3 protein-coding genes are annotated in these 5,300 nt (G+C 46.7%); all 3 read right to left on the reverse strand.

Annotation, left to right across the window (positions count from 1 at the left end):
* The coding region (locus F4X88_07365) for a hypothetical protein (GenBank protein MYA56095.1) at window positions 1-2,313 on the reverse strand (2,313 nt) is incomplete at its 3' end.
* A gap of 919 nt (window positions 2,314-3,232) precedes the next feature.
* Window positions 3,233-3,613 carry a hypothetical protein gene (locus F4X88_07370; GenBank protein MYA56096.1) on the reverse strand — a complete coding sequence of 127 codons (381 nt, stop codon included), beginning with the start codon at window positions 3,611-3,613 and terminating at the stop codon, window positions 3,233-3,235.
* Window positions 3,614-3,857: 244 nt separating this feature from the next.
* A complete protein-coding gene (locus F4X88_07375) occupies window positions 3,858-5,276 on the reverse strand; it encodes a hypothetical protein (GenBank protein ID MYA56097.1) in 1,419 nt (472 codons plus the stop codon).
* Between the last annotated feature and the right edge of the window lie 24 nt (window positions 5,277-5,300).

The raw sequence follows: 5,300 nt of genomic DNA on the forward strand, positions 1-5,300 counted from the left end.
TTGGTTGACTGTGCCACTGCGTTGGCGGTCTCCGTCGATCTCAATGCTATCTGCCGTGCCAGATACCGTTTGCTGTTGTTGCTGCTGTTGTTGCTGCTGTTGTTGCTGCTGTCCAGGTGCCGGGATTGTTAGGGGCGGTGCGTCATTATATCCCACAGCCGTCGCAGTCACCGTATGCGGACTTGACGCGCTCGGCAGCGTCGCGATCCGACTCACAGATGTCGTACCGCTCGAGATTGTGACCGTTCGGGGGTTCGTAACACCCTGGAGCGTGACAACCACTCCGCCACTGGGAATCGTCCTGCCTGAAGCCGTAACTGTAATCTGTTGTTGTGTCCCTGACCGTGCCCCGACTGCCGTAATCGCGAGGGTGCCGGGTGCTTCGATCGTAAAGTCTTCTGTGTCTGATGTGTACCCAGGCGCAGTTGCGGTCAGCGTATACGTGTCAGGGGTGCTCGGTAGCGTAATCGGTGTCGCCTCGCCAGCACGGACATCTTGTGACCCATCCGGGAGTGCCGTGCCATTGAGGGTAACGAAGAGTCCCGGAACAACTGCCCCTTGTGCGTTGGTAGCGGTAACGGTTACCGACCGCTCTGTGCCGGTGCCGGTGGCACCGATCGTCAGCCTTGGCGTTTGTTGCGCCGGTTCACCACCCCCGCCGCCCCCGCCACTCGGAGCTGCCGGTCCATTGACGATAAAAATTATCTCTTTTCGAGTTTCCGCATTGTTATCATTGATACTCGCGTAAATTTCCTGACGCCCTGTGTTACCACCTAAGTTGTAAATGACTTGGGCTCTGCCGTTTGCATCGACATATTCCGTTATAAATCTGCCAGTGTTAGCTATAAGATTAGTACCCGTATCACTTGCATCTGAAGTCTCGGTTTCATCGGCAGGAGTACTGGTCAAAGTTCCCTGACTTGCCCTGAACGTGACCGATACTCTACCTGGGTTGCCTCCAACAGTACCTAGTGCTGGAGGTTTGCCGTATTCTTCTACGAGTGCGACTAAGTCAAAAAGTTTAGAATCAGATGATCTTCTTCTGTTGCTGCTTTCTGATAGCGTCATAATATCGCCACCCGTAACTCGAACAGTGATCTTTTCTGTGAGATTAACATTCGTTCCAGAAAGACTAACAGTGACCTCTGATGTCCCTGGAACAGTTCCAAACTGGAAACCCACTGTTGCAGAAGATCGTACATACAATGTGCGACTGGGGAGAAGGGATCCAAGCGAAGAGTGTCTTAGTAAATTACCATTCGCGTCAGTTATATTGTCCGAGAATAGATCAGTGTCCGAGTCTACAGAGGGGGGAGGTATCAGATAGCCTCCTGTTGTGCTTTTATCGGCGACATCAAACTTAATTGGCGCACCCGAAACCGCAGTAGTATCAACTGCCCCGCCAGTTGTTTGATCATATATCACAATTGTAATGGGAGAATCGCTAACAGCTCTCCGTTGACCTGGATCACCACTCAAAAGAGGTGGATTTGTTGATGGAGCAGTCACCCTCAATGTTGGGCGACCATAGATATAGAGAGCCTGGTTTTTTGTATTGCCGCCGCGGTCCAACTTGGCAGTAACTTGACTACTATTGTCAACCAAGGACAGCCATACGTCAGCACTGCTGGATGTGATGAGATTAGCATCCGCTGCTCTACCACTTTTGTTATCTCGGTTGCCCTCTTTTATATAAAGTGTGGCACCGTTGTTTACCGTATAGGTAACCTGGTTGTACCTGCTGTCCGCACTATGAATTTTTATATCTTTCCGATGATCATATCCCGCTCCGACACCGTTGCTCACGCCGAGGAGGCTGACAGCATCATTGGGATTTACATCGATTCCGCTTTTCACTACGTAGTATGTGCTGACGACGCTGGTAGTTCGAGATTGATTGGTATTGTAAGTTTCGGTGTAACTTACTGTAACTGTAACTTCTCCCGGGCTATTAACAGTAATAGTCTGGGAGCCAATACTAGGGAGTGTTGCGTCGTTATGATTCGTACCATCATTATCTGTTTCCCTCCATGTATACGAAGTTACAGTCTTGGTATTGTCAGTAGGGTTTGGAAAGTTTGCACCACCGCCGCTGACAGAAAGAGAAACATATTCCCTAACATTGGCCAGATTTACGGTTGTTGCGAAATTACTTACGACAATTGTCTCTCCTGCATCTCTGTTACTAAGATCAACTGGAGCAAAGCCAGGGGTAAAAGTGTCTATCGCGTCTGCGGTCCCCTGCACGCACAACGCCAGCACAAGCCCCACCAGCAATCCAAGCACGATTTTTCGCGTCGTTAAATTCTTCATGAAAAAATATACCTCAATTTATGGCTGTCGGCTGTCTCGCAAGAGGGGTCTGATAGTTTCCGAAGACCGAAAGCCATTCCCTCCGATAGCCGGTTGTTATTCGTTTTTAAATCCAATGGTCTTTTAGGGCGGTCAGCCATTAGATCGCGAGCGCGATGCGCACCCCCGTAGAACACCCCTCAGCCCTCCCTTTGCTGAGTGCCGAAGGGGGTCCGACTGCCGTAACGCCACGAAACTTTCACGTTTGTATCGTTTTAAACGCATAATATAACAAAATACTGCGTTATACCCTATATTTAATCAAATTTTACCGTATTAAACGTATTTTGTCAAGTTAAGATACAAAAAATGCGTTTATTTGGGTTAAAACCGCAAAAACCTTCAATAAGTTCTAAAAAGTGTAGAATCGTTATCAAATGCCCCTACCTCTGACCTGTTTTCGACTTGATTTATTCTCAAGGGATATGGTATTCTAATTCCATAACTGGCAAAAAACCGAATTGTTCTCGCTGTCGGGATTCCACAGATGATCATCGCTTCGCGCTGGCGAAAGGATGTCGAACTTGAAAAACAGGTTCAAACTCTCGTCACGGAGGTCGCAACGCTCAAACAACAGCGGATTCATACCCCTTAAAGAATCGGGAATCGGAGTTCCCTCCTACAGGGGATCCTTGTGTATTTTAGCCCTGTAATGTATTTTAGCCCTGTAAGGGCGATATGTTTATAGAAGGAGGTACCGTAGTATATTTTAGCCCTGTAAGGGCGATATGTCTGGAGCGTCAATATATTTATCAAAATTACGCGAGTGACGGGGACCCCGCCCCTACTACGAACGGGAAGGGTTAAAATCAAAAAGCCACTGGCGTGGGTCGCCACTGGCTTTCCTACACGTTTTTTTATTCTTTATAGAGAAAGGCAATCACTCTTCGGGCTGACTATCAATTTTACTTACATCAACCCCTTTTGCCTTGAGTTCTTTCAGGAGTTCTTGCCTACCTTCCGCTTTACCTTCCGCTTTACCTCTTTTCTCTGCTGCTGCAATCGCTGCTTCAAGCTGTTGTTCTTTTCTCTTTGCATACCAATCTGAAAGTAACATGATGATATCTATGCCTCCTATCACTATGCCTGTATACGCAAGCGCAACCGGAATGAACCTGGAAATATCCACAAAAACATTTTGAAAAGACACATAACCTTTCCATGTCGTTTGAAATTCATGTTCTACCGCAAAACAGGTATGGATAATAACAAGGATAGAATGGACAAAAAGGGCAACACCCGTTTTTCCTGTTTTCCACAAATCCCTTATAGAATTTCAAAACCGCCGCTGCTTGTTCATAGACAATCATTTTCTTTATTAGCTGCATATACATAACGTGAGTTCGAAAATAAATCTGTAGGTGTTTTTGCTTGGGTGTTTCCCCTAGTATTGCATCAACTTTGAGTTTGAGAGTAGGTTCGTAGTCGTGCGATTTATCGCACGTCGATAACGCAAGAACGGGCAATGAATTGCCCTACTACAAACGAAAGGATATCCCTTAAGTTCAAAGTTGAAGAACTAGTAGTATACGATGTTTGGTTGAGCAGTTGTATCCGTGTAGGTATAGAGCTGCTTCTCTGAAAAGGACTTCGTTGGCCTCATAGATCACGATCTTATGGGTTTTATCGCCAAATTTGATGTCTGCAGCAGTCGTGTTGGCAATCTCAACCCACTGCCGATTTGCACTGCGGGCATCGGTTGCCCACATGATTTCACTGATGACCAAGCCTGCGTTTGGTGAGACGAGGTCAATCGTGCCACCCCGGATAAGGAACCCCTCTAAGTTGATACCGAGATCTAACCCAGTCAGGTTATAGGTCTGGTCTTTGGCATTCGTCCGACGGGCAATATCCGCTGAACCGTGCTTGGCATCCCCAGGATTTCTGACTTGGGATTCCCCAGTATTTTTGGCAACAACTAAGTAGCCATTTGCGGGGACAATAACATCTTTAGGCAAGTTCTTCTCGGTACCAGATTGACCAACCTTCTTATTCGCATCCGAGTTTACTTTCACTCTGTATGGCGTAGATACCTGGGATTTCATGACCGGTGTATCTGTATCGTCAAACGACTTAATTTTGATAACAATATCGTCCTTGCTCTCATACTTTGGCTTGACTGTTACAAGATACGGATAAACCATATTAGAAGCTACAGTAGATTGGTTTTCGGCTGTTTCCATCTCAGCAGGTAAACCAATAGGATCACTATCGATTGTAGCGTTTGCAAGATCAATCTTATCCTTCTTGAACTCTGCTGGCTTTTCACTAAGAGTAACAATAAAAGTAAAAGCATCAGGATTGCCAGGACCCAATACAATAAGCGGGAGCTCGGTAACAGAAACTACCCTTGGAGTATCATTAGATAGTGCTGCTACAATGTCAAATTTCAGGGATCCCTCTTTGTTCATCCCAAGTGTGTCAGCGCCTGTTCCGGCTGTTATCACATCCGCGGGATCATTGTTTGTGACGGCCCCTGCTGCGATTGTTACTAAAACAACCACGCCTCCTGTGTTAGTAGAATCGTCGACAGTGGTACTCCCCAAGGCAACTGTGAACTCTGTCATGGTCCCAGGGACCGGTGTAGGATCCCCAGAAGAAATAGTAACAGCATCTCCAGTCGCCTTATTAAAAGCAACAATGGTAAGATCGTCGAAATCAAAACCAGTATTAACCGTCCCGGTTGATGCTTCGCCATCTGCTACCGCTTTGTCGAAAACAACCTTAATAAATGGTTGACCGCTTCCGGTCACATTATCTCCAAGCACGGCCACGCTGGCTAAGTCGTTCCCAGTACCAAGTAGCGAGATCGTCGTCTTAAAATTCTCACCCAGCACGGCCCCCATCGCAGTCGGAGCTATAAAAGCGATAGCCAGTATTGTTATTAGACTCATTAACGAAAATGCCATTTTCTTTGACAACATTATTCGTTCTCTCCTTGTTCTTAT

This window comes from Candidatus Poribacteria bacterium (assembly GCA_009839745.1).
Classification (GTDB): Bacteria; Poribacteria; WGA-4E; order WGA-4E; family WGA-3G; genus WGA-3G.

What these genes read in the sequence shown, in the direction of transcription:
- F4X88_07375 (MYA56097.1), bottom strand. Translation starts at nt 5,276, where the DNA reads ATGTTGTCAAAGAAAATGGCATTTTCGTTAATGAGTCTAATAACAATA.